The organism is Kitasatospora sp. NPDC088783 (assembly GCF_044750705.1).
GTDB classification, from domain to species: domain Bacteria; phylum Actinomycetota; class Actinomycetes; order Streptomycetales; family Streptomycetaceae; genus Kitasatospora; species Kitasatospora fiedleri.
Window position 1 is genome coordinate 64,811 of record NZ_JBIVKJ010000005.1, and the last position, 22,138, is coordinate 86,948.

General features: G+C 77.0%; 19 protein-coding genes and 2 pseudogenes. 6 read left to right on the forward strand and 15 right to left on the reverse strand.

What is annotated here, in order from left to right; all coding sequences use genetic code 11:
* Nucleotides 1-36: 36 nt before the first annotated feature.
* Together ACIP60_RS16155 and ACIP60_RS16160 are read left to right on the forward strand one after the other, a co-directional pair.
* Nucleotides 37-762 carry an aspartate/glutamate racemase family protein gene (locus ACIP60_RS16155; RefSeq protein WP_400684363.1) on the forward strand — a complete coding sequence of 242 codons (726 nt, stop codon included), beginning with the start codon at nt 37-39 and terminating at the stop codon, nt 760-762.
* 149 nt (nt 763-911) lie between these two features.
* Nucleotides 912-1,844 carry a hypothetical protein gene (locus ACIP60_RS16160; RefSeq protein WP_400684365.1) on the forward strand — a complete coding sequence of 311 codons (933 nt, stop codon included), beginning with the start codon at nt 912-914 and terminating at the stop codon, nt 1,842-1,844.
* A 79-nt stretch (nt 1,845-1,923) separates the two neighbouring features.
* On the opposite strand, the gene ACIP60_RS16165 is transcribed toward ACIP60_RS16160, so the two are convergent.
* A complete protein-coding gene (locus ACIP60_RS16165; protein ID WP_400684367.1) occupies nt 1,924-2,577 on the reverse strand; it encodes a lysophospholipid acyltransferase family protein in 654 nt (217 codons plus the stop codon).
* Between the two features lie 342 nt (nt 2,578-2,919).
* Here ACIP60_RS16165 and ACIP60_RS16170 point away from each other — a divergent pair.
* Nucleotides 2,920-3,012 (forward strand): annotated as a pseudogene (locus ACIP60_RS16170) (DUF1330 domain-containing protein); the annotation flags it as partial.
* Nucleotides 3,013-3,091: 79 nt separating this feature from the next.
* Nucleotides 3,092-3,148, forward strand: a pseudogene (locus tag ACIP60_RS16175) (DUF1330 domain-containing protein); the annotation flags it as partial.
* Between the two features lie 180 nt (nt 3,149-3,328).
* On the opposite strand, the gene ACIP60_RS16180 reads toward ACIP60_RS16175, so the two are convergent.
* The 13 genes from ACIP60_RS16180 to ACIP60_RS16240 all read right to left on the reverse strand — a co-directional run bounded on the left by ACIP60_RS16180 (nt 3,329) and on the right by ACIP60_RS16240 (nt 18,721).
* Complete coding sequence (locus ACIP60_RS16180) at nt 3,329-4,429, reverse strand: LLM class flavin-dependent oxidoreductase (RefSeq protein ID WP_400684369.1); 1,101 nt, start codon at nt 4,427-4,429, stop codon at nt 3,329-3,331.
* On the reverse strand, nt 4,420-4,935 hold the full coding sequence (locus ACIP60_RS16185; RefSeq protein WP_400684372.1) for a flavin reductase family protein: 516 nt from the start codon (nt 4,933-4,935) through the stop codon (nt 4,420-4,422). The genes ACIP60_RS16180 and ACIP60_RS16185 overlap by 10 nt, the downstream gene beginning before the upstream one ends.
* 92 nt (nt 4,936-5,027) lie before the next feature.
* Nucleotides 5,028-6,077 carry a hypothetical protein gene (locus tag ACIP60_RS16190; protein WP_400684375.1) on the reverse strand — a complete coding sequence of 350 codons (1,050 nt, stop codon included), beginning with the start codon at nt 6,075-6,077 and terminating at the stop codon, nt 5,028-5,030.
* Nucleotides 6,078-6,163: 86 nt separating this feature from the next.
* A complete protein-coding gene (locus ACIP60_RS16195; RefSeq protein ID WP_400684377.1) occupies nt 6,164-7,294 on the reverse strand; it encodes an LLM class flavin-dependent oxidoreductase in 1,131 nt (376 codons plus the stop codon).
* Nucleotides 7,295-7,492: 198 nt separating this feature from the next.
* Entirely contained in the window at nt 7,493-8,689 is a 1,197-nt protein-coding gene (locus ACIP60_RS16200) for an acyl-CoA dehydrogenase family protein (RefSeq protein ID WP_400684380.1), read from the reverse strand.
* 31 nt (nt 8,690-8,720) lie between these two features.
* Complete coding sequence (locus ACIP60_RS16205) at nt 8,721-11,042, reverse strand: molybdopterin-dependent oxidoreductase (RefSeq protein WP_400684383.1); 2,322 nt, start codon at nt 11,040-11,042, stop codon at nt 8,721-8,723.
* Nucleotides 11,043-11,071: 29 nt separating this feature from the next.
* Entirely contained in the window at nt 11,072-12,028 is a 957-nt protein-coding gene (locus ACIP60_RS16210) for an ABC transporter ATP-binding protein (RefSeq protein ID WP_400684386.1), read from the reverse strand.
* Between the two features lie 175 nt (nt 12,029-12,203).
* Nucleotides 12,204-13,151, reverse strand: a complete 948-nt coding sequence (locus tag ACIP60_RS16215) for an ABC transporter ATP-binding protein (protein WP_400684390.1) — start codon at nt 13,149-13,151, stop codon at nt 12,204-12,206.
* Nucleotides 13,152-13,218: 67 nt separating this feature from the next.
* Nucleotides 13,219-14,115, reverse strand: coding sequence for an ABC transporter permease (locus ACIP60_RS16220; RefSeq protein ID WP_400684393.1), 897 nt, complete (start codon nt 14,113-14,115; stop codon nt 13,219-13,221).
* Complete coding sequence (locus ACIP60_RS16225; RefSeq protein WP_400684396.1) at nt 14,112-15,149, reverse strand: ABC transporter permease; 1,038 nt, start codon at nt 15,147-15,149, stop codon at nt 14,112-14,114. The genes ACIP60_RS16220 and ACIP60_RS16225 overlap by 4 nt, the downstream gene beginning before the upstream one ends.
* On the reverse strand, nt 15,146-16,696 hold the full coding sequence (locus ACIP60_RS16230; protein WP_400684399.1) for an ABC transporter substrate-binding protein: 1,551 nt from the start codon (nt 16,694-16,696) through the stop codon (nt 15,146-15,148). Before ACIP60_RS16230 ends, ACIP60_RS16225 begins: the two co-directional genes overlap by 4 nt.
* A 613-nt stretch (nt 16,697-17,309) precedes the next feature.
* The gene (locus tag ACIP60_RS16235; protein WP_400684402.1) at nt 17,310-18,287 is read right to left on the reverse strand and encodes a hypothetical protein; all 978 of its coding nucleotides are present in this window, start codon (nt 18,285-18,287) and stop codon (nt 17,310-17,312) included.
* On the reverse strand, nt 18,284-18,721 hold the full coding sequence (locus ACIP60_RS16240; RefSeq protein WP_100839113.1) for an Rrf2 family transcriptional regulator: 438 nt from the start codon (nt 18,719-18,721) through the stop codon (nt 18,284-18,286). The genes ACIP60_RS16235 and ACIP60_RS16240 overlap by 4 nt, the downstream gene beginning before the upstream one ends.
* 353 nt (nt 18,722-19,074) lie before the next feature.
* Between ACIP60_RS16240 and ACIP60_RS16245 the strand changes: the two genes are divergently transcribed.
* A complete protein-coding gene (locus tag ACIP60_RS16245; protein WP_400685357.1) occupies nt 19,075-19,545 on the forward strand; it encodes a cupin domain-containing protein in 471 nt (156 codons plus the stop codon).
* 81 nt (nt 19,546-19,626) lie between these two features.
* Here the strand turns inward: ACIP60_RS16245 and ACIP60_RS16250 are convergent, their stop codons facing one another.
* Nucleotides 19,627-20,712, reverse strand: coding sequence for a DUF5937 family protein (locus ACIP60_RS16250; RefSeq protein WP_400684407.1), 1,086 nt, complete (start codon nt 20,710-20,712; stop codon nt 19,627-19,629).
* 99 nt (nt 20,713-20,811) lie between these two features.
* Here ACIP60_RS16250 and ACIP60_RS16255 point away from each other — a divergent pair, with 99 nt between their 5' ends.
* The gene (locus ACIP60_RS16255) at nt 20,812-22,104 is read left to right on the forward strand and encodes an MFS transporter (RefSeq protein ID WP_400684410.1); all 1,293 of its coding nucleotides are present in this window, start codon (nt 20,812-20,814) and stop codon (nt 22,102-22,104) included.
* Nucleotides 22,105-22,138 lie beyond the last annotated feature (34 nt).

The following is a 22,138-nucleotide window of genomic DNA, read 5'->3' on the forward strand; positions in this document are numbered from 1 at the left end:
GGTGGGGCCGCCGGGGCGGGATGGCAGACTGGCGCGATGAAGACCATCGGCCTGATCGGCGGCATGAGCTGGGAGTCCACCGCCCAGTACTACCGGCTGCTCAACGAGTTGACGCGCGAGCGGCTCGGCGGGCTGCACTCGGCGAAGTGCGTGCTGCACTCGGTGGACTTCGCCGAGATCGAGGAGTTGCAGACGGCGGGCCGCTGGACCGAGGCCGGGGAGGTGCTGGCCCGGGCGGCGAAGTCGCTGGCGGCGGCCGGGGCCGACCTGCTGCTGATCTGCACCAACACCATGCACAAGGTCGCCGACCAGGTGGCCGCCGCGGTCGACGTCCCGCTGCTGCACCTCGCCGACACCACCGCCGAGGCGGTCCGGGCGGCCGGGCTGGACCGGGTCGGGCTGCTCGGCACCGCGTTCACCATGGAGCAGGACTTCTACCGCGGCCGGTTGGCCGGGCACGGACTCGAGGTGCTGGTCCCGGACGCGCCGGGCCGGGCCGTCGTGCACCGGGTGATCTACCAGGAGCTGTGCCTGGGCGTCGTCCGGGAGGAGTCCCGGGCCGCCTACCGGGAGGTGATCGCCGAGCTGGTCTCCCGGGGCGCGCAGGGCGTCGTCCTGGGCTGCACCGAGATCGAGCTGCTGGTCGGGGCGGCCGACAGCCCGGTGCCGCTCTTCCCGACCACCGCCCTGCACGTCCGGGCCGCGGTCGACGCCGCCCTCGGCCCGGACGCGCCGTCCGGGCCGCCGCCGCGCACCCCCTGACGGGCCCGCGCTCCCTTTTTCGTCCTTCTGCCCGGCGGGGTTCTTGCGGACCGGCAGAACGGGTATCCGCCCTGCCGGGGCCACCCGGCCCCAGTCCGCGCAGGACGCGCACCGGTCCGCCGACCGGGCGGTGGGAGGAGAGGGAACCCATGGAACCGACCCGTGAGCCGAACCCGTCGGAGCACCCCGACGGCGAGGTGCGGCCGAACGACCCGACCGCGGAGGATCCGACCGCGGAGGAGCTGGCCCGCATCGCCGCCGAGGCGGAGGTCTGGGAGGGGCCCGTCCGGGACGACCCCGTTCCCCCGAGCGAGCGGAAGCGCCGGATGTCCGCACTCGTGGCCCGACTGGGCGGCAACCGGCCGGATCCGGACACCGCCCGGCCGGACAGCGCCCGACCGGGCGGCACCGGGCTGGCTACCCGGCTGGGCGGCGGCCTGCTCCGCGGCGGTCGCCGCCTCGGGACGGGGGCCCGCAGCGGGGCCGGGGTCCTGGCGGACCGCCTGCTCGACGCGGCCCCGCGCATCCCGGTGCGCGACCTGGCCACGCTGCGCGCCCAGCACCCCGGCGCCCGGACCCCCGACGAACTGGCCGACCTGATCGTCTCCGGCGCGGTGAAGGCGTCGGCGGCGGTCGGCGCGAGCACCGGGGCGGTGGCGATGCTGCCGGTGCCGCCGGCCCTGGCGGTGGAGATGGGCGCCGAACTGCTCGCCATCGCCGCGATCGAACTCAAGCTGATCGCCGAGCTGTACACCATCTACGGCCAGGCCCCGACGGGCTCGGTCCGGCAGCGTTCGCAGTCCTACCTGGCCGCCTGGAGCGAGGGCCGGGGCCTCGACCTGACCCGCCCGGGCACGCTGGTGGTGCTGAGCAAGGGCGCGGGCCTGCGGCGGCAGGTCAGCAAGCGGCTGACCCGGGCGGGGCTGCGCAAGCTCCCGACCCTCACCCCGCTGCTGGTGGGAGCGGTGATCGGAGCCCGGATCAACCGCGCGGACACCTTCCGCCTGGCCCTCGCCGTCCGCCGGGACCTCCAGGAACGCCGACCGATCGACCCCGGCTACTGGGACCGGCCCGGCGACTGAGCCGTCCGGCCGCGTACCGACCCGACCCGGCCCGGCTGCGGTGATGCCCACGGGCGGGGACGGGTGGTGCGGGCTCCGGTCAGGCGCGGCGGGCGGCCAGGTGGGCGGCGGCGGTTCGCCAGGCGGCGGTCACGGCTGCGTGGGCCCGGGCGGTGGCGGTGTCCACGTCGGGGTCCAGGAGCAGGGGTGCCCCGAAGTGGACGTGCACGGCGGGGCGGCGCAGCGGGGCGGTGGCCAGGCCCGCGAGCTGCTTGGCCGTGGACCCGGAGCTGATCCGTCGGGCACCCGCCTGCCCCAGCGGGACGACCGGGGCGCCGGTGGCGGTGGCGAGCCGGGCCAGGCCGGTGCGGAAGGGGCCGGGCGCGCTGTCGGCCGCGTCCACCCGGCGCGGGAGGCGCCCCTCGGGGTAGAGGACGACGACCCGCCCGGCCGCCAGCGCGTCGGCCGCGGCCCCGAGCGCCCGGGCGGCCCGTTCGGTGCCGCGGTGGACGGGGATGTGGCCCTCGCGGACCAGCGCGCCGCCCAGCAGCGGGACGCGCCACAGCCCGGCGGTGGCGAGCACCACCGGCTCGACGCCCAAGCGGCGGACGGCGGCGAGCACCACGCCCGGGTCGACCAGCGAGGAGTGGTTGGGCGCGACGATGCTGCCGGGGGCCAGGACCGCCGCCTCGTCCGCGGTGACGGTGAAGCGTCCGAGAACCGGGACGACGGTGCGGGCGACGGTGCTCAGCATGGGGGACGGTCCTCGGATCGTGATCGGGAGAGGCGGAATCGGCCTGGTCCTCGGGTGGCTCGCCCATGATGGCGGCGGGCCGCCCCGCCGAGCCTGAGTCCGGATACTCACCCCGCTACTCACCCGCGCTCCCGCGCCCGGGGGCCCGGTCCCGGCCGGTGGGGGAGCGGCGGGGTGAAGGGGGGGGCGACCGGGGGCGACCGCGCCGTACGGATCGCGGTTCGGGAGACGGAGAACGGGCGTCCTGGGCCCTACCTATGCGCGACCGATTCGCCCGGCCGCGCCGCTCCGTAGCGTTGGCCGCGTCAACCCCACCCCCTCCGCACGACCCCGGGAGCAGCCATGACCGCCTACGCCCTGGCCCAGGTGCACGCCGTCGACTTCGGGCCCGACGTCGTCGCCTACCTGCGGCGCATCGACGCGACACTCGACGCCTTCGGCGGGCGCTTCCTCGTCCACGGCGGCGCGTTCGAGACGCTGGAGGGGAGTTGGGGGGGAGCTGGGCCTGATCCTGATCGAGTTCCCCGACTACGGGCGGGCCCGCGCCTGGCACGACTCGCCCGCCTACCGGGACATCGTGGAACTGCGGACCCGCCACATGACGGCCGACGTGATCCTCGCCGAGGGCGTGCCGCCCGGCTACCGGGCCGAGCAGAGCCTGGCGAAGACCGGCCCGGACGCCGCCGGCTGAGCCCGGGCCCCGACCGGTACGGGAGCGGTGCGGGTCGGCACGAGCCGGGCCGGAGGCCGCTCAGCGGGCGGACCGGAGCAGGCCCCGGGCGGCCAGCAGCGGGAGCAGGCCCTCGCCCACCCGGTACGCCTCCTCCAGGTGGGGCACCCCGGACAGGATGAACTCGTCCACGCCCAGCCGGTGGTACTCCTCGATCCGGTCGGCGACCTCGGCGTGGCTGCCCACCAGCGCGGTGCCCGCGCCACCGCGCACCAGGCCGAAACCGGCCCACAGGTTCGGGTACACCTCCAGCCGGTCGACCGCCCCGTCGTGCAGCTCCCGCATCCGCCGCTGCCCCTCCGACTCGCTGCGCGCCAGGGCGAGTTGGGTCTCGCGGATGCGGTCCGGGTCCATCCCGGCCAGCAGCCGGTCGGCCTCGGTCCAGGCTTCGGCGGAGGTGTCGCGGGTGATGGTGTGCAGCCGGACGCCGAACCGCGGGCGGCGCCCGTGCGCGGCGGCCAGCGCCCGGATCCGCTCGACCTTCGCCGCCACCAGCGGCGGCGGCTCCCCCCAGGTGAGGTACACGTCCGCGTGCCGGGCGGCGACCTGCTCCGCCGCCGCCGACGAACCGCCGAAGTACACCGGGGGCACCGGATCGGGCAGCCGGGTCAGCTCCGCGCCCGCCACCCGCAGGTGCGCGCCCTCGTGGTCGACCCGCTCGCCGCGCCACAGCCGCCCGGTCACCGACAGGAACTCCCCGGCCCGCGCGTACCGGCCGTCCTTGTCGAGGAAGTCCCCGTACGCCCGCTGCTCCCGGGACTCGCCGCCGGTCACCACGTTCAGCGCCAGTCGGCCGCCGGACAGGTTCTGGTAGGTCGTCGCCATCTGGGCCGCCAGGGTCGGCGAGACCAGGCCCGGCCGGAAGGCCACCAGGAAGACCAGCCGCTCGGTCAGGCCGGACAGCATCGCCGTGGTCAGCCAGGCGTCCTCGCACCACGGGCCCGTCGGGGTCAACACCCCGGTGAAACCCAGCTGTTCGGCGGCCCGGGCGATCTGCCCCAGGTAGCCGAGGGTCGGCGGCCGGTCCGTGCCGGACGCCCCCGGGGTGGAGCCGTGGCCCCCGCCGACCACCTCGCGGCTGTCCCCGGTGGTCGGCAGGAACCAGTGCACGGTCAGCGCCACGGACCCTCCCCGGCGCCCGGCGCGAACCCGCCGAACCCGCCGTCGTGGTGCACCAGCGGCTCGCCGCCCGGCACGTCCGCCGCGACCACCTCGCCCACCACCAGCAGGTGGTCGCCGACCGGGTGCAGCCCCACCCGGCGGGCCGTCAGCCGGGCGGCGGCACCCTCCAGCAGCGGCGTGCCGTGCGGGCCCTCGTGCCACGGCACCCCGGCGAACCGGTCCGCGCCGCTGCGGGCGAACGCCCGGGCCAACTTCTCCTGCTCACGGCGCAGCACGTGCACGGTGAACGCCTCGGCCGCGCGCACCGCCGGGGCCGTGGACGCCCCCGAGGCGAGGTAGAAGGAGACCAGCGCGGGCTCCAGGCTCACCGAGGTGAACGAGGTGGCGGTGAACCCGGCCGGTCCGGGCACGGTGATCACCACCACCCCGGACGCGTGCCGCCGCAGGGTGCTGCGCAGCAGCTCGGCGGGTGCCGCGGTGGGAGGGCGTTCGTCGAGAGTCGTCATGGGGACGGTCCTTTCCTGGGAGGGGACGACGGCCGGGACGCCACCGGCCGTCGTCGGGGGGTAGGGGGAAGGGGGAGGGGGTGGCGGGGTGGTCAGCCGGTGGTGTCGGGGCCGGGCGGGCCCAGCGGGACGAGCAGCGGCGGCGGAGCGGACGGCAGCAGGTCGAGGCCGGCCCGCAGCTGCTCCAGCCACAGCACGGTGCGGGCCGCGACACTGCGGTGCACCGCGTCGTTGAACACGTCGTGGCGCCCGTCGGCCACCGTGACCGCCTCGACCGAGGGCAGCCGCCCCGCCAGCTCCCGCAGCGCCCCGACCGGGGCGACCGGATCGGCCGAGCCGTGGAACGCCAGCACCGGCACCGCCGGGCGGGCCGCCGCCGCGGCACCGGCCAGGGCGGCGGGCACCGGCTCGAACAGCGCACCGGGCCGGAACCCGGGATCACCGGCCAGCAGTCCGCGGTGGACCGGGCAGGCCGTCCGCGCGGACAGCTCGTCCTCCGCCCGGACGGGCCGCCCGCTCCCCGGCAGCCCGGCCAGCAGCAGTCCGTCCGGCCGCACCTCGGCGGCGAGGGCCAGCGCGAGCAGCGCACCGAGATCGGAACCCGCCAGCACCACCGGCCCCCCGGCCGGCTGCTCGGCCCGCGCCTGCGCGAACAGGGCGGCCGGACGGCCGGAGGGGTCGGAGGGGTCGGCAGGAGCGAACGGATCGGACGGATCGGACGGGGCGAGCAGGCCGGTCAGGTCGGTCAGGTCGAGCGCGTCGAGCGGGTCCGGTGCCGGGGAGGTGCCGGGACCGTGGCCGGTTGCCGGGCCCGTGGTGGGGACGGCGGCGGAGGCGGGTGATCCGGACGTGGCGGCAGCCGGGCCGGTCAGGGTGCGCGGACCGGGCCGGTCGAGCGGGTCCGGTGCCGGGAGGGCGTCGGAGCCGTGGCGGCGGCGGGGCGGGTCCGTGTCGGGGTGGCGGTCGGCTGCGGTGTCCGTGGCGGGGACGAGCAGACGGTAGCCGTCGGAGGCCAGCCGCCGGCCGAACCGGGCGTACACGCCGGGGTGTTCGCCCCGGCCGGGGAGCAGGACCACGGTGCCCCGGACGGCGGTGCCGGGGGCGGGCTCCCAGCGGCCGTCCGGCCCTGCCACCGGTTCCACCGCCGGTCCCGCTGCTGGTCCCGTTGCCGGTCCCACGGCCGGCCCCGCCGCCGGAGCGGGACCGGTGGCGGGGAGTGCGGGCGCGGTCACCGGGCGCCGGCGGTGGCCGGGGTGGTGGCGGCGGCGTCGCGGCGGGCGACCTCCTGGCGGACCAGCGGCAGCAGCTCGCGACCGTAGTCGAGGGCGTCGTCCAGCGGGTCGTAGCCGCGGATCAGCAGGGTGGTCGCGCCGATGTCCACGTAGTCCAGCAGGGCCTGGGCCACCGTCTCGGGGGAGCCGACCAGCGCGGTGGAGTTGCCCCCGGCGCCGGTGGCCTTCGCGGTGGCGGTCCACAGCGCCCGGTCGTGCAGGTCGCCCTTGGCGGCGGCGGCCAGCAGGCGCTGCGAGCCGACGTTCTGCGGCGTCGCGTCGGCACCCGCCAGCGCCGTCCCCCGGCGCCAGCCGAGGGTGCTGCCGCGCTGCTCGATGGTGCCCAGGATGGTCCGGGCCCGCTCCCACGCCTCCTCGTCGGTGCGGCCCAGGATCGGCCGGAAGGAGACGCTGATGCCCGGCACGTCGGTGCGCCCGGCGGCCTCGGCGGCGGCCCGGACCCGGGCGATCTGCTCGGCGGTCTCGGCCAGCGGCTCGCCCCACAGGGCGAAGGTGTCGGCGTGCTTGCCGCCGACCCGGTACGCGGCCTCGGAGGAGCCGCCGAAGTACAGCGGGATGCGCGGCTGCTGCACCGGCCGGACGTCGGAGCGGAAGTCGGCCAGGCGGTAGTAGGGGCCCTCGTGGTCGAACGGGGCCTCCTCGGTCCACGCCTTCTTCACCACCGTCAGGTAGTCGTCGGTGCGGGCGTAGCGCTCGTCCTTGGACAGGTAGTCGCCGTCGCGGCGCTGCTCGGCGTCGTGACCGCCGGTGATGATGTGCACCGCGACCCGGCCGCCGGAGAACTGGTCGAGGGTGGCGAAGGTGCGGGCCGCGACGGTCGGCGCGAGGAAGCCGGGGCGGTGCGCGACCAGCAGGCCCAGGCGCTCGGTGTGCGCGGCGGCGAAGGCCGCGACCTGGTTCGGGTCGGGGCTGCCCGAGGACTGGGCGATCAGGATGCGGTCGAAGCCGGCCTGCTCGTGCGCCTGGGCGAAGCGGCGGGTGTAGTCGACGTCCACCACCGGGCCGGTGGCCGGGCGGATCTCGGAGACGTCGTGGGTGGAGATCATGCCGACGAACTCGACGGGCATGGCTGGTCCTTTCAGTGAAGGGGTGTAACGGAAGTGACAGGGGGTTGGATCGGTGAAGGGGTGCAGGAGTGACAGGAAGTCAGTTTGGTGAATGCCTGTAACAGGTGTGAGTAGTCATCGCTTGAGTGAATTGGTATAGCGATGGTGAGGGGAAGTCGGAGGGGCGAGCGGCTGTAGGGGAAGGGAAGCGGCAGGCGGTCAGAGCGGGCGGACCCGCCCGAGGGCGGTGCGGCCCGCGGCGAGCAGCACCGAGTCCTCCTGCGGGGTGTGGACCCGGGCGCACAGCACGTCGCGCAGGTGGCGCTCCAGCGGGTGGTGGCGGGTCAGGCCGTGGTTGCCGACCAGGGCCACCGCCTGCTGGACGGCGTCGATCGCGGCCCGGGTGGCGAGCACCTTCGCGCCGCCGGCCTGTTCGGCGGCGCCCGGTTCGCCCGCGTCGACGGCCGCGGCGAGGGCGGCGACCAGCCGGTCCGCGCCGGTCAGGGCGACCTCGATCTCGCCGACGGCGGTCTGGAAGCGGGGCAGCGAGGCCAGCGGCGCGCCGAGCGCGCTCGGGGTGCGCTCGTGCAGGAAGCCGAGCAGCCAGTCCCGGGCGCTGCCCGCGACGCCCAGGTAGAGAGCGGCCAGGCCGAGGCTGTTCCAGGCGCCGCCGACCGGGTCGCGTCCGCCGTCCGTGCCGGGCAGCGACAGTCCGGCGACCCGGTCGCCGGGCACCGGGACGGCGGCCAGGTGGACGTCGTCGCTGCGCGAGGCGCGCAGGCCCAGGTGGTCCCAGACCGGTTCGACGGTGACGCCCGGACTGCCGGCCCGGACCAGGAACGAGCCGACCCGGGGCTGCTCCTCGTCGGTGGCGGCCCAGACCAGCAGCCAGTCCAGCAGGTACGCGCCGGTCGAGTAGATCTTGTGGCCGGTCAGCTCCCAGCCGTCGCCGCGGCGGCGGGCGGTGGTCGCGGGCAGGCCGCCGCGCACCGGGCTGCCGAGTTCGGGCTCCACCCGCAGCGAGTTCACCAGGACGGGACGGCGGGCGGACTCGGCGAGCAGCTCGGCCAGCGGTCCGGCCGGCCAGCGCGGGGTGCGGGCCTCCAGGGCGTGGGTGAACAGCGTCATCGCGGTGATCAGCGCCACCGCCGGGTCGCCTGCGCCGAGGGCGCGCAGGATGCGTACGGTGTCCGCGAGTCCGGCCCCGGGGCCGCCGTGCCGGGTGGCCACCGTCGCGGTCAACAGGCCCGCCGCGTGCAGGAGTTCGAAGTCGACGAGGGGGAGTTCGGCGTCCCGGTCGTGCGCGGCGGCGCAGGCGGCCAGGGCGGCGGTCACCTCGGGCAGCCCGTCCAGCGCCGGGGTCGGGAAGGCGGACGGTGCCGGGGCCGGGGAGGCGGGCGGGGCGGCGGTGGTCATCGGGGGGCCTCCGGGGTCGGGACGGCGGTGGTCATCGGGGGTCTGAGGGCTCGGCGCGCAGGGCGGGCGGGTGGCGGACGGTCACCGGCGGCGGGTCGCCGCCCGTCCAGCGTTCGAGCTGGACCAGGGCGTGCTGGCCGGTGCAGCCCTGGGAGAGCCGGGAGCTGGGCTGGTCGGCGGTCAGCACGTTGGGGTTGCCGTGCGCGCACAGCGGGGGCTCGGTGCCGGGGACGGGGTCGAACCAGGCGCCGGTGGGCAGCCGGAGCACGCCGGGCCGCAGCCGGTCGCTGAGCCGGGCCCCGGCCAGGCAGGCGCCGCGGTCGTTGAAGATCCGCACCAGGTCGCCGTCGGCGATCGAGCGCTCCGCCGCGTCCGCGGGGTGGAGTTCGACGGCCTCCCGGCCGGCGACCTTGTCGGCCAGGCTGGCCGCCCCGACGTCGAGTTGGCTGTGCAGCCGGGTGGCGGGCTGGTTGGCGATCAGCAGCAGCGGGTGGCGCCGGGCGGCCGGGGTGCCGAGCCGTTCGGGCGGGTCCAGCCAGGCGGGGTGGCCGGGGCAGTCGGGCAGGCCGAGCGCGGCGATCGCGGGGGAGTGCAGTTCGATCCGGCCGCTCGGGGTGGCCAGCGGGTGCCGCTCGGGATCGGCCCGGAACTCGGCGAACAGGGTGCGCTCGGCGGCCTGTTCGGGCAGCCGCCACTCGCCGTCGGCCCAGAACCGGTCGAACGGCGGCGGGTCGCCCGCGCCGTCCGCGCGCAGCCGCTCGGCCCACTGCCCGTACAGGTGCTCCAGCCACTGGCGCGGGCTCCGGCCCTCGGTGAACTCCGCTGCGAAACCCAGGCGTTCGGCGAGCGCGGTGAGGATCGCGTAGTCGTCGCGGGCCTCGCCGACCGGGTCGACGGCGCGGTGCATGGCGATCAGGTGGGTGTCGCGCCGGCCGCCGCCGAGGTCCTCGCGCTCCAGCGGGGTGGTGGCGGGCAGCACGATGTCGGCGTGCCGGGCGGTGGCCGTCCAGTGCGGCTCGTGGACGACCACGGTCTCCGGGCGGGCGAAGGCGCGGCGCAGCCTGCCCAGGTCCTGGTGGTGGTGGAACGGGTTGCCGCCCGCCCAGTGCACCAGCCGGACGTCCGGGTAGCGGCGGGTCGTCCCGTCGTACGCGTACTCCTCGCCGGGGTGCAGCAGCAGGTCGGAGATCCGCGCGCAGGGGATGAACTCGCCGGTGGGGTTGGCCGGTTGGGGCAGGAACGGCAGGCGCAGCGCCGGGCCGGTGTCGCCGACGTCGCCCATCGAGCCGTAGCCGTGGCCGAACCCGCCGCCGGGCAGGCCGAGTTGGCCCAGCGCGCAGGCCAGCGCGAGGGCCGCCCAGACCGGCTGCTCGCCGTACCGGGCGCGCTGCAGCGACCAGGTGACGGTGACCAGGGTGCGGGTGGCGGCCATCTTCCGGGCCAGCGCCCGGATCCGCTCGGCGGCCAGGCCGCAGATCGGCGCGGCCCAGTCGGCGTCCTTGGGCGTGCCGTCGGCCCGGCCGTCCAGGTAGCGCTCCAGCACCGGCCAGCCGCTGGTGCAGCGCTCCAGGAAGGCCCGGTCGTGCCGCCCCTCGGCGACCAGGGTGTGGGTCAGGGCCAGCAGCAGCGCGGTGTCGGTGCCCGGGACGATCGGCAGCCAGTCGGTGGCCGGCCCGTCCGGCAGGTCGTCGCGCAGCGGCGAGACCAGCGCCACCTCCGTTCCGGCGGCGGCCAGTTGAGCGAGGAAGCCGGGCGTGGAGTGCCGGGTCACCCCGCCGGGCGTGACGTACACGTTCTTCGCCGGGACGCCGCCGAACGCGACGATCAGCCGGGTGTGCCGGACGATCGTCGGCCACGAGGACGCGGCCCGCAGCACCGCCTCCGCGTCCCCCACCACCCGGGGCAGCAGCACCAGCGAGGTGCCCAGGCTGTACGAGTTCCGGGACGCCGTGTAACCGCCGAACAGGGCCAGGAACCGGTGCAGTTGGCTCTGCGCGTGGTGGAACCGGCCCGCCGACGCCCAGCCGTACGAGCCGCCGAACACCGCCTGCGGCCCGAACTCCCGCTTCACCCTTGCCAGTTCCCCCGCGACCAGGTCGAGCGCCCGCTCCCAGGACACCTCCACGAACGGCTCCCGCCCGCGCCCCTCGCCCGACCCCGGCCCGCCCCGCAGCCAGCCCTCCCGGACGGCCGGCCGGCGCACCCGGGTGCGGTGGCGCAGCGACCCGGCGACGCCCGCCAGCAGCGGCGAGGGCGCCGGATCGTCCGGGTGCGGCTCGACCAGGACCCCGCCGGCGGGGCGCGGACGGACCCGGAAGGCACCCCAGTGCGAGGTGGTGGGACGGCTGGACATGGCGGATTTCTCCAGGAGTCGACGGAACGTCAGAGGGACGTGCGGGTGCGCCGGTCGCCGGCGTGGTGGCAGGCCACCGTCCGGCCCGGCAGCGGCGCGGTCTCGGCCGGGCGGGGCGCGCAGGCGGCGTCGGCGAACGGGCAGCGGTGGGCGAACGCGCAGCCGGAGGCGTCCGGCCGGTCGGGCGCCGGGGCGCGCAGCACGGCCAGTTCGGCCCGCCGGGCCGCCCCGCCGCCCGGCGCGGACGCCGCCAGCAGGGCTGTGTACGGGTGCAGCGGGCGGCCCAGGACGTCCGCCGCCGGGCCGCTCTCCACGATCCGGCCCCGGTACAGCACGGCCAGCCGGTCGGCGACCCCCGCCAGCGACTCCAGGTCGTGCGAGATCAGCACCACGGCGAGGTCCAGTTCGCGGCGCAACTCGTCCAGCAGCCGCAGCACGTGGTTGCGGTTCGAGGCGTCCAGCGCGGACACCGGCTCGTCGGCGAGCAGCAGGCGCGGGCGGGTGACGATCGCCCGGGCCAGCGCGACGCGCTGGCGCTGGCCGCCGGAGAGCAGGGCCGGGCGCCGCTGGGCCAGCGCGTGGTCCAGGCCGACCAGGTCCAGCGCCTCCAGCACCCGCCGCCGGCGCTCGGCGGCCGGGACGCCGGCCACCGCGAGCGGCTGGCCCACCAGCCGCAGCACCGTCAGGTCCGGATCCAGCGAACGCAGCGGGTCCTGGAACATGTACTGCACCGTCCCGGCCCGCCGCACCTCCCGCAGCGCCCGCCCGCGCAGCCCGGCCCGGTCCCGCCCGTCCAGCGAGATCCGCCCGGCGGTGACCGGCGCCAGCCCCACCACGGCCCGCGCCAGCGTGGTCTTCCCGGAGCCGGTCTCCCCGATCACCCCGAGGATCTCCCCGGCCCGCACCTCCACGTCGACCCCGTCCAGCACGGGTGCGCCGCGGTCGAACTCCACCTCCAGCGCACGCACTTCGAGCAGAGCGGTCATGACTGGGCACCTCCGGAAACTCTTGGGCGGAACGGAACGGAACGGATCGGGACAGGTCGGGACAGTCCGGGACAGGTCGGGAGCGCAGCGGCCGGGCGGGCGCGCGTCGGGGTGCGCCGGTTGGCGGGCTCTGAGACAGCCCGTGGGCCTTGGCGGCCAGGGAGCCTTGGGGCGGCTAGCGGGGCTTGAGGCAGCGCACCCGGCGGCCGTCCGGCCCCGGCGTCAGCGGGACCGGGGCGAGGGAGCACTCCGGGGCCGCGTACGCGCAGCGCGCGGCGAAGCGGCAGCCGGGGCCGGTGGTGCCGGGGGCGGGCGGGCGGCCGGGGATGACGGGGAAGCGGGTGCGCTCGCCGGCGCCGAGCCCGGCCACGGTGAGCAGCGCCTCGGTGTACGGGTGGGCGGGGGCGGCCACCACGCTCGCGGTCGGGCCGTCCTCGACGACCTCGCCCGCGTACAGGACCAGCAGCCGGTCGGTGGCGTCGGCGACCACCGCCAGGTCGTGGCTGACCAGCAGCAGGCCGAGGCCGCGCTCCTCCCGCAGCCGGGCCAGCAGGTCGAGCACCTCGGCCTGGACCACGGTGTCCAGCGCGGTGGTGGCCTCGTCGGCCACCAGCAGGTCCGGGTCGCCGCTGACCGCGATCGCGATCAGCACCCGTTGCAGCATGCCGCCGGACAGCTCGTGCGGGTAGCGGTCGTACACCGCGTCCGGGTCGCGCAGCCCCACCGAGTCGAAGAGCTCGACCGCGCGGCGGCGGGCGTCCGCCCGGGACAGGCCGCCGTGCAGCCGCAGCGGTTCGGCGAGCTGCCGGCCCACGGTGAGCGACGGGTTGAGGAAGGAGCCCGGGTCCTGGAACACCGCGCCGAGCCGGGTGCCGCGCAGCCGCTGCCAGCCGCGCCCGTCCAGGCCGAGCAGGTCGGTGCCGCCCAGGGCGAGGGTGCGGGCGTCGGCCTCGACCCCCGGGGCGGACAGGCCGAGCACGGCCCGGCAGGTCAGCGTCTTGCCGCTGCCGGACTCGCCGACCAGCCCGACCGACTGCCCGGCGAGGACGGTGAAGGACACCTCCCGCACCGCCTCGGCGGCGCCGTGGCCGACGGCCACCCGCAGCTCCTCGACCTCCAGCACCGGGCTCCCCGGCGCCGGGCGGTCGGACCCGGAACGGTCGGACCCGGAGTGGTCGGACACGGGGCGTTCAGACACGGACGCGGTGCTCATCGCGGGCCTCCTCCGGCGCTCGCAGCGGGGTCGGGACGGGCTGCTCCGCCGGGGCCTCCGGCGCGGGCGCGGACGGCTCGGCGTCCCGCAGCGCGTCGGCCAGCAGGTTCAGCGCCCCGACGGTCAGCATGATCAGTGCGGTGGGCACGGCCGGGGCCCACGGCTGCTGGGCCAGGAAGCCCAGGTCGCTGGCGAGCATCCCGCCCCAGGTCGGCGCGGGCGGCTGGACGCCGATGCCGAGGAAGGTCAGCGAGGCGACCGTCAGCAGCGCGGTGGCCAGCGCGTGCGCCGTGGTCACCGCGACCGTCGGCAGCACCTTGCGCCACACGTGGGTGCGCAGCACGGTCAGCCGCCCGGCGCCCATCAGCTCGGCGGCCTCCACGTACTGGGCCCGGTCCAGGCCGAGCGCCGCCGCCCGGGTGACCCGGAAGAACAGCGGGGCCAGCAGCACGCCCAGGGCCAGCATCGCCTGGTGCAGCCCGTTGCCCAGGACGCCGACCGCGGCGATCGCGAACAGCGTGAACGGCAGCGTCATCAGGGCGTCCACGGCGCGCAGCGAGACCCAGGCCAGCGGGGCGGAGAACCGCACCGAGGCCAGCCCCGGCAGCACGCCCAGCAGCAGGGCCGTGCCGACCGCCTCGGCCGCCGCGGCCACCGACAGCCCGGTGCCGGAGAGCAGCCGGCTGAGCACGTCCCGGCCCAGGTAGTCGGTGCCCAGCAGGTGGTCGGCGCCCGGCCCCCGCAGCAGGTGCGCGGTGTCCTGGGCGAGCGGGTCGAGCGGGGCCAGCCGGCCGCCGAACACGGCCAGCAGCGCGACCGCGGCCAGCACCGCCAGCGAGGCCCGCACCACCGGGCGGCGCAGCGCCGCGCTCACCGCGCACCCGCCCCGGCCGGGCGCCGACGGGCGGCGGGGTTGAGCGCCAGCAGCCCGGCGTCCACCGCCAGGTTGGCGACCAGCACCACGGCGACGGTCACCAGCAGGGTGCCCTGGATCACCGGGACGTCGTGCTGCTCGGCGGCCTGGAGCGAGAGCTGGGCGATGCCCGGCAGGTTGAAGATCCGCTCGGTGACCACCGCGCCGCCGATCAGCATCGGCACGCTCATCCCGAGCACCGTCACCGCGGGCCCGGCGGCGTTGCGCAGCACGTGCCCGAACAGCACCCGGCGGCCGGACAGCCCGCGCATCGTCGCGCCGGTCGCCCAGTTCTCCCGCAGCGCGCCGACCAGCGAGGTGCGCAGCTGCCGGGCGATGCCCGCCGCCGCGTCCAGGCTCAGCGCCAGGGCGGGCAGCAGCGCGAACCGCAGCCACTGGCCCGGGTCCTGGCCCAGCGGCACGTAGCCGCCCGAGGGCAGCAGCCGCAGCTGCACCGACACCAGGGTGATCAGGCCGATCGCGACCACGAACGCGGGCAGCGTGCCCAGCAGGGTGCACAGCGCGGTCACCGACCGGTCCAGCCGGCTGCCCGGGCGCAGCGCCGCCGCGATGCCCGCGGCGGCGCCCAGCAGGACGGCGAACAGCAGGGCCAGCCCGGCGATCGACAGGTCCACCGGCAGGGCGGCCGAGATCGAGTCCGCCACCGGCAGGGTGGTGAACCAGGACCGGCCCAGGTCGCCGCGCACGGCGTGCCCTAGCCAGCTGCCGAACTGCGCCCACAGCGGCCGGTCCAGGCCGAACTCGTGGTTCATCCGGGCGATGTCGGCGGGCGTCGCGGTCTCGCCGAGCACCGCCGCCGCCGGGTTGGCGTCGGAGACCGCGCCGAGCGCGAAGGTGAGCAGCGAGGAGAGCAGGAACACCGTGACGGCGGAGGCCAGCACCCGCCCCAGCGACCGGGGCGCCCGGGCCGTCCGGCGCACCACCCACCCGGCTGCCCGCGACCGCGGGCCCGCCGCCGGGAGCACCGCGCTCACGCGACGCTCACCCCCTCGAAGCGCTGCACCACGGTGAACGCCGGGATCGGCGACACCGACTTCCGCCGGGCCAGCAGCCGCGGCACGCTGTACAGGAACACGTTCGGCATCGTCCGCACCGCCAGCGCGGTCGCCGCCTGCAACGCCTTCGGGTAGTCCGGCGAGTCCAGCGGCGTGCGCGACACCTGCTGCACGGCGGCCAGCAGCTCGGGCGGCGTGCTGCGGCCCGGGTTCATCAGCCCCTGCTCGCCGAACAGCACCTGGAACGCCTGGGCGGCCGAGTCGCGGCCCGCGAACTGGTCGGTGAACAGCGCCCTGGAGTGCTGCACGTAGACGATCTGGGTGGCCTGCGCCGCCGGGATCACCTCGATCTGCGCCCGGATGCCGACCTCCTTCAGCTGCGCCTGCACCTGCTCGGGCAGGCCCTGCGCGGCGGTGGTGGTCAGCGTCAGGTCCACGCCGTCCGGGTGCCCGGTCTTCGCCAGCAGCGCCCGCGCCTTGTCCGGGTCGTAGCGGAACAGGTCGGCCGAGCCGGCGTCGTAGCCGACGTAGCCCTTCGGGAACGGCTGGTAGTTGACCTCGCCGTGCCCGAACAGCTGGGTCTTCACCAGCGCCTCGCGGTCGATCGCGTACTTCAGCGCCTCCACCACGTCCGGGTTGTCGAACGGCGCCTTGGTGGTGTTGAGGTCCAGCACCGCCACCACCAGCGACGGGATCTCCTGCACCTCCAGCCCGGCCGCCTTGGCCGCCTCGACCTGGCTGCCGGGGATCTGCGCGACGTCGAACTGCCCGGACTGCAGACCGCTGACCACGGTGGCGGCGTCCGGCAGCGGGTAGACCTCGAAGTTCTCCAGCCCGATCGACCCGGCGTCCCAGTAGTGCGGGTTGCGCCGCAGCACGGCCTTGCTGTTCTGGACGTAGGAGACCAGGCTGAACGGGCCCGCGCCGGCCGGCTTGGAGGCCAGCGCCGCGGGGTCCGACTCGAACGACTTCGGGTTCACCACCAGGCCGGTCTTGCCGGCCAGCAGGTTGGGCAACTGGTAGTCGGGCGAGGCGAGTTCGATCACCACGGTGGTGGCGTCCGGGGCCAGCACCTGCTTGACCTGGGTCAGTTGGGGGGCGACCAGCGACTTGGGGTCGGTGCGGCCGCGGTCCAGGCTCTTCTTCACCGCGGTGGCGTCCAGCGGCGTGCCGTCCTCGAAGACCAGCCCGGGGCGCAGGGTGAAGGTCAGCTTGGTGCCGTCGGCGTCGTACTTCCAGTCGGTGGCCAGCGCGGGGACGGCCTTCCCGCTCTGGTCGAGCTTGGTCAGACCGGCGTACACCAGGGAGAGCACGTGCACGTCCCAGCCCGCCGAGGAGAACACCGGGTCCCACGAAGTGGGCAGCGCCCAGCCCCACTTGAGGGTGCCGGAGCTGCCGGACGCGCCGGTCTGCGCGACCGTGGCGCCGCCGCACGCGGCCAGGGCGAGGGCGGCTCCCGCGCCCAGGCCGAGGCCGAGGAAGGAACGTCTGGCGAGGGGGGAGGAGGGCAGGGCGGAGCTGGTCATGGGCGTGCGTCACCTTTCACGGCGCGGCGGGTGCCCGGACGCAGGCGTCGACGCGGGGGGACCGCGGACGGCGGGGAACGGGCACGACGGCGCGACAGGGCACCGGCAGGGGGAGGGGGCGGCAGCCGCCGCCGCCCGGTCACGGGCGGGACGGAGCCTGGCAGGAGGAGGAGGCCCGGGAACGGCGGCCGGGGCCTGCCGCACGGCGCGGGACGGCCGTGTTCCGGGAGCGCGGGCGGGCGGTGCCGCCGGCGCGGAGGGGGGCACTCAGAGACAGAGATCGCTGCTGGTGCGCCGGAAGTCCACGTAGCGGCACACCACGTTGGGGTGCGTCGAAAGCATGCCGCCATCCTGTCGGGCGGGCGGGCCCGGTGTCAATGGACACCAAAAGGTGTCCCATTGGGTGGCGGGCCGCCGGGGCGGCTGCGGGATGCGGTGCGAGCCGCCAATCGCACCGCAGCAGAAGGAAACTGACGGACCGTCGGGCAGGAGAGGGTGAGCTGCGGTCCGATCGGCGGTCGCGCCGGGCGTCTCGTGATCCGGGAAGGGGTGTCTCACATGGTGGGAAACGGTGATTCGGAGGCCGGGTGGCGGAGGGCCCCGGGGCCGGGGTTCAGGGCGCGGGGAGGAGCGGGGAGACGGCGGCCTCCTCCGGCGACAGGTACAGCGGGCCGCCCGCGGTGGCGACCGTCACCGCGCCGTCCGGCGGGCCGTCCGGCGACTCCGGCGCGGTCAGGCTCCGGTAGCGGCGCAGCAGCTCGGCCGGATCGGGGCGCTCCTCCGGCCTCCCCGCGGGCAGGTCCGGGCACACCGCCCGGGCCGCCGCCAGGTACTCCGCCGACGGACGCCAGCCCGGGACCACCCGGCACCCCGCCGGGCCGCGGAACAGCAGCGTGGGCAGGGCGTAGCGGCGGCCGTCCGCGATCTCCTTCGCCCCGCCCGGGTGCGGGCCCGACCCGCGCAGCCCCACCACCTCCGGGCGCGGCGCCCGGGTCTCGGCCCGGTCCCGGGCCACCCGCTCCCGCACCGGCGCCGAGGCCGCGGCGGACGCCAGCGCCGCCGCGTCCAGGCCGGGCACCCCGCGCAGCGCCCCGGCGATCCGCTCCGGGGTGTCGGCCGGCTCGCCCCGGACGAACGCCGACTCGCGCAGCCGCCGCAGCACCCGCTCCGCCACCTGCGGCCCCTGCTGCTCCGCCGCGGCGGCGGCCAGCGAGGCGGGCCAGCTGCTCGCCGCGACCCAGCGCAGCCGGGCCGGTCGCGGCGCGCCCGTGTGCGCCGACACCCGGGCCACGAACTCCCCGTACCAGGCGGCCTCCGCGGCCGGGTCCGGCGCCGGGTCCTCGTCGTCGTCGAACAGGATGCCGAACACCCGCCGGTGCGCGGCGGCCCCGGCCAGCACCCGGCGCAGCGCCCGCAGCACGGGCTCCGACCCCCAGGCCCACGGACAGAACGGGTCGGTGAACTCGACGACTTCGAGGACGGGTTCGAGCGCTGGTTCGCGGACGGGTTCGAGCGCGCTCTCGCGTGCGCTCTCGCGCGCGGGCCCGCCCTCCGGCCGGACGGCCTCCGGCTCGGTGTCCCGGCCGGTCACACCGCCTCCGCGACCGGCCGGGGCAGCGGGCGTCCGGAGCGGCGGACCAGCGCGGCCACGGTGGTGCCCGCCAGCACCTCCCCGGTGCGTTCCTCGACCTCGCGCCAGATCCCCGGCAGCGCGTCCGCCGGGCCCGGGTAGGCGAGCCCCGCCAGCGGTTCGCCGCGGAGCGTGATCAGTTCGCCGTCCACGGCGCGCACCACGTCGAGCAGCGTGATGTCCGAGGCCGGGCGGCCCAGCCAGTAGCCGCCCTCGCAGCCGCGCTGGCTGCGGACCAGGCCGGCCCGGCGCAGGTCGCCGACGACGGACTTCAGGAACCGGAACGGGATCTCCTGGGACGAGGCGATCGCCTCGCAGGTGAGCGGACGCCCCGTGTCGCAAGCCAGCTCGACCAGTGCGCGGGCGGCGTAGTCCGCCTTGGCGGAAATATGCATACCCCGAAGTATCCACCGGGCCGGGCGATCATCAAGTCCCGTCCGGGGCCGCCGGTCCGGCGTCCGGCCGAAAGGACACCTCTTGACATCCTTTTCGGGCCGCGCCTAGCGTTCCCCTCGTCCCGCGCACCCCGCGCACCCCGCCGAGCGTCTCCGTGGCCGCGACCGCGTTCCGCCGTCGCACCCGCCGCCGCACCCGCCGTCGTCCGCCGGTGCTCCGTGCGCACCACCGCCGTCCACCTCCGGGAGAGCCCGTGTCCGCCGAACCGCACCGTCCCGCTCCGGCGCCCGCCGCGACCGCCGCGACCGACGGGGGTGGGCGGACCCGTGCCGGCGAGGGCTTCCACCCGCACCTGCCCGCGCCGGACGCCACCGGCCCGGACGCCGCCGTCCCGCTCCGTGCCCGCCTGCACCACATCCGGGCCGACGCGCTCGACGGCGACACCGCGCAGACCGGGGGGATGCGGCGGTTCGCGGCGATCAGCGGAGGCACCGTCGGCTCGGAGAAGCTCTGGATGGGCCAGACCCACGTCGCCCCCGCCACCGCCTCCTCCGACCACCACCACGGCGAGTCGGAGACCGCGATCCACGTGGTCAGCGGCCACCCCGAGTTCGTCTTCCTGGACCACTCCTCCGGCGAGCCGGTCGAGGTCAGGCTGCGCACCGGGCCGGGCGACTACATCTTCGTGCCGCCGTACGTCCCGCACCGCGAGGAGAACCCCGACCCCGCGCACGAGGCCGTGGTGGTGATCGCCCGCAGCACCCAGGAGGCGATCGTGGTCAACCTGCCGAGCCTGCACGCCGAACCGCCGACCGCGCCCTGACGGCCGCTCGGCACTCCCCACCGGACGGCACTCCCCACCGGACGGCGCGCCGCGCCGAAGGGCGCGGAACGGCGCCGGTGCTCAGCGCAGGACGGCGGAGAGCAGGTCGGCGCCGAGCATGGCGGTGGCGCCGAGGTCGAGCGCGTGATGGACGTGGCGGCCCCGGCGGCGGGCGGTGAGCAGGCCCGCGCGGCGCAGCACGGCGAGGTGGCGGGAGACCTCGGGCGGGGTGAGCTCCCAGGCGCGGGCGAGTTCGCCGGTGGTGTGCGGGCCGCGGGCCAGGGTGCGGACCAGCCGCAGCCGGACGGGGTGGGCCAGCGCCTCCAGGCGCAGGGCGACGGTGTCCAGCGGGACGGCCGCAGGGCGGTCGCCGTCCGCGGCCGGGTACTGGACGACGGGCTGCCAGCCCGGGGCGTACACCGCGACCAGGTGCGGATGCCCGAAGACGCTGGGCAGGAAGGTGACGCCGGCCGGGCCGGCCTGCGCGGCGGAGTCCTGGAGCTTGTCGAGGACCAGCGAGCCGCCGTCGGCCGTGAGCGCGATCGCCGTCGACACCTCGGCGAGCGCGGCGGGCAGGCCCTGACGGCGGCTCAGCTCGGTCTTGTCCCGGACGTCCCGGCCCAGGCGGGCGGCCAGCGCGGGCCACTCGGTGTCGAAGAACGCCTCCGCGCACCGCTCCAGGGTCTCCCGCAGCCGGGCCCGGACGGCCGGCGGATCGGCCAGCAGGCGCTCCGCGAACGCCTCCTGGACGGGGCCGCGGGCCTGCGCCCGGTCCAGCGCGTCGGCGCGGGCGGCCGGGTCGTGCAGCGGGGAGCGGCCGGCGAAGGTGCGCCGGTTCGAGCCGCAGGTGGTGACCAGCGCGGCGTGCGCGTACCGCTCGTCCCCGATCAGGTCGACCTGGTCCAGTTCGGCGGCCAGGGTGGCCCGGGGCCGGGCCGGCACCAGGAAGTCGGCCCGCGAGGACCGCCACAGGAACTCGGCCTCCCGCAGCCGCTCGGCCAGCTCGGGGCGCAGGCCCGCCCACACCCCGGCCGCCCACCCGGCCAGGTGCGGGTGGTGCTCCGGCGAGGCCAGCACGTGCAGCATCGCGGTCAGTTCGGCGAGCGGCGAGACGCCGAACCGGATGCGCTCCGGCGGCGTCCCGGCGAGATCGATGCGCAGGGTCACCCCCGCATTCTCGCTGTTCACGGCCGCGCCACCGGCACCGGTTGACGGAAAGCGTCAATCGACGTGACCGCGCCGCGCCCCCGCCCGCACCTTGGCGCCATGACCACCAGCCCCCCTGCCGCCCGCACCACCACGACCCGGCCGCCGACCCAGCCACCGCCGACCCCGCCACCGGCCCGCCCCTCGCCCCCGCCGTCGCCCCCGCTGTCGTCCCCGCCGTCGACCCGTCCGACGGTCCGGCAGCTCGTCCGGGCCGGCGGCGGGCCGCGCTACGCCGCCGCGCTGCTCGTCGACGCCCTCGGCACCGGCCTGCTGCGGCCGTTCCTGCTGCTGTACGGGATCACCGTGCTCGACCTCGGCACGGCCGCCACCGGCCTGGCGATGACCGGCGGCATCGTCGCCGGGCTGGCCTGCATGCCGGCGCTCGGGCACTGGCTCGACCGGGGGGCGCGCAGCACGGCGGTGGCCGCGTCGATGCTGGTGCGGGTGCTGGGCGTGGCCGCGCTGCTGGCGGCGCCCACCGGCGGCGTCGCGCTGTTCACCGTCGCCGCGCTGTTCCTCGGCATCGGCAACCAGTCCTGGCCCGCCGCGCACGCCGCACTGGTGGCCTCGGTCGCCGAGGAGCACCTGCGGGACACCGTCCTGGCGGCCGCCCGGGCCGCCCGCAACGCCGGACTCGGTACCGGCGCGCTGCTCGCCACCGCCTGTCTGGCCGGCGGTCCCACGGCCCTGCGGGCGCTGGCCCTGGCCTCCGGGCTCGGCTTCCTCACGGCGGCGGCGCTGGCCCGCTCGGTCCGGGTCCGCGACGGGGCGGCGCGGCGGACCGCCCCCGCGGCGGACGGGGCGGCACCGCGGCTCGGGGCGCTCCTGCTGGCCAACGTGGTGTACGTGTTCTGCCTGAACGTGCCCGAAGTGGCGCTGCCGCTGGTGCTCGTGACCGTCCTGCACGCCTCGCCGGCCTGGCCGGCCGCGGTGTTCGTCGCCAACACCGTGCTGGTGGTGACCCTCCAGGTGCCCGTCACCGCGTGGGCGGCCGCCCGCTGGTCGCGGGCCCGGGTCCTGGTCCTGGCCGGGGCGGTGCTCGCCGCGAGCTACCTGGCGTTCCTGCTCGCCACCCCGTTCGGGCCGCTCGCCGTCGCCCTGGTCGCGGTGCCCTGCACCCTGGGCGAGATCCTCTACGCGGGCAGCGCCACCGCCCTGGTCACCGCCCGCACCCCCGCCCCCCGCCGCGGCCGCGCCCTGGCCCGCCTCCAACTCTCCACCGGCTTCGGCCTCGCGGTCTCCCCCGCCGTCCTCACCGCCCTCACCCCCGTCGTCCTCTGGCCCGTCCTCGCCGCCGCCACCCTCGCCGCCGCCACCCTCGTCCACCGCACCACCCCCGAAGCCCCCTGACCCCCGCCGCCCCTCACCGGGCGGGGGCGGGGCG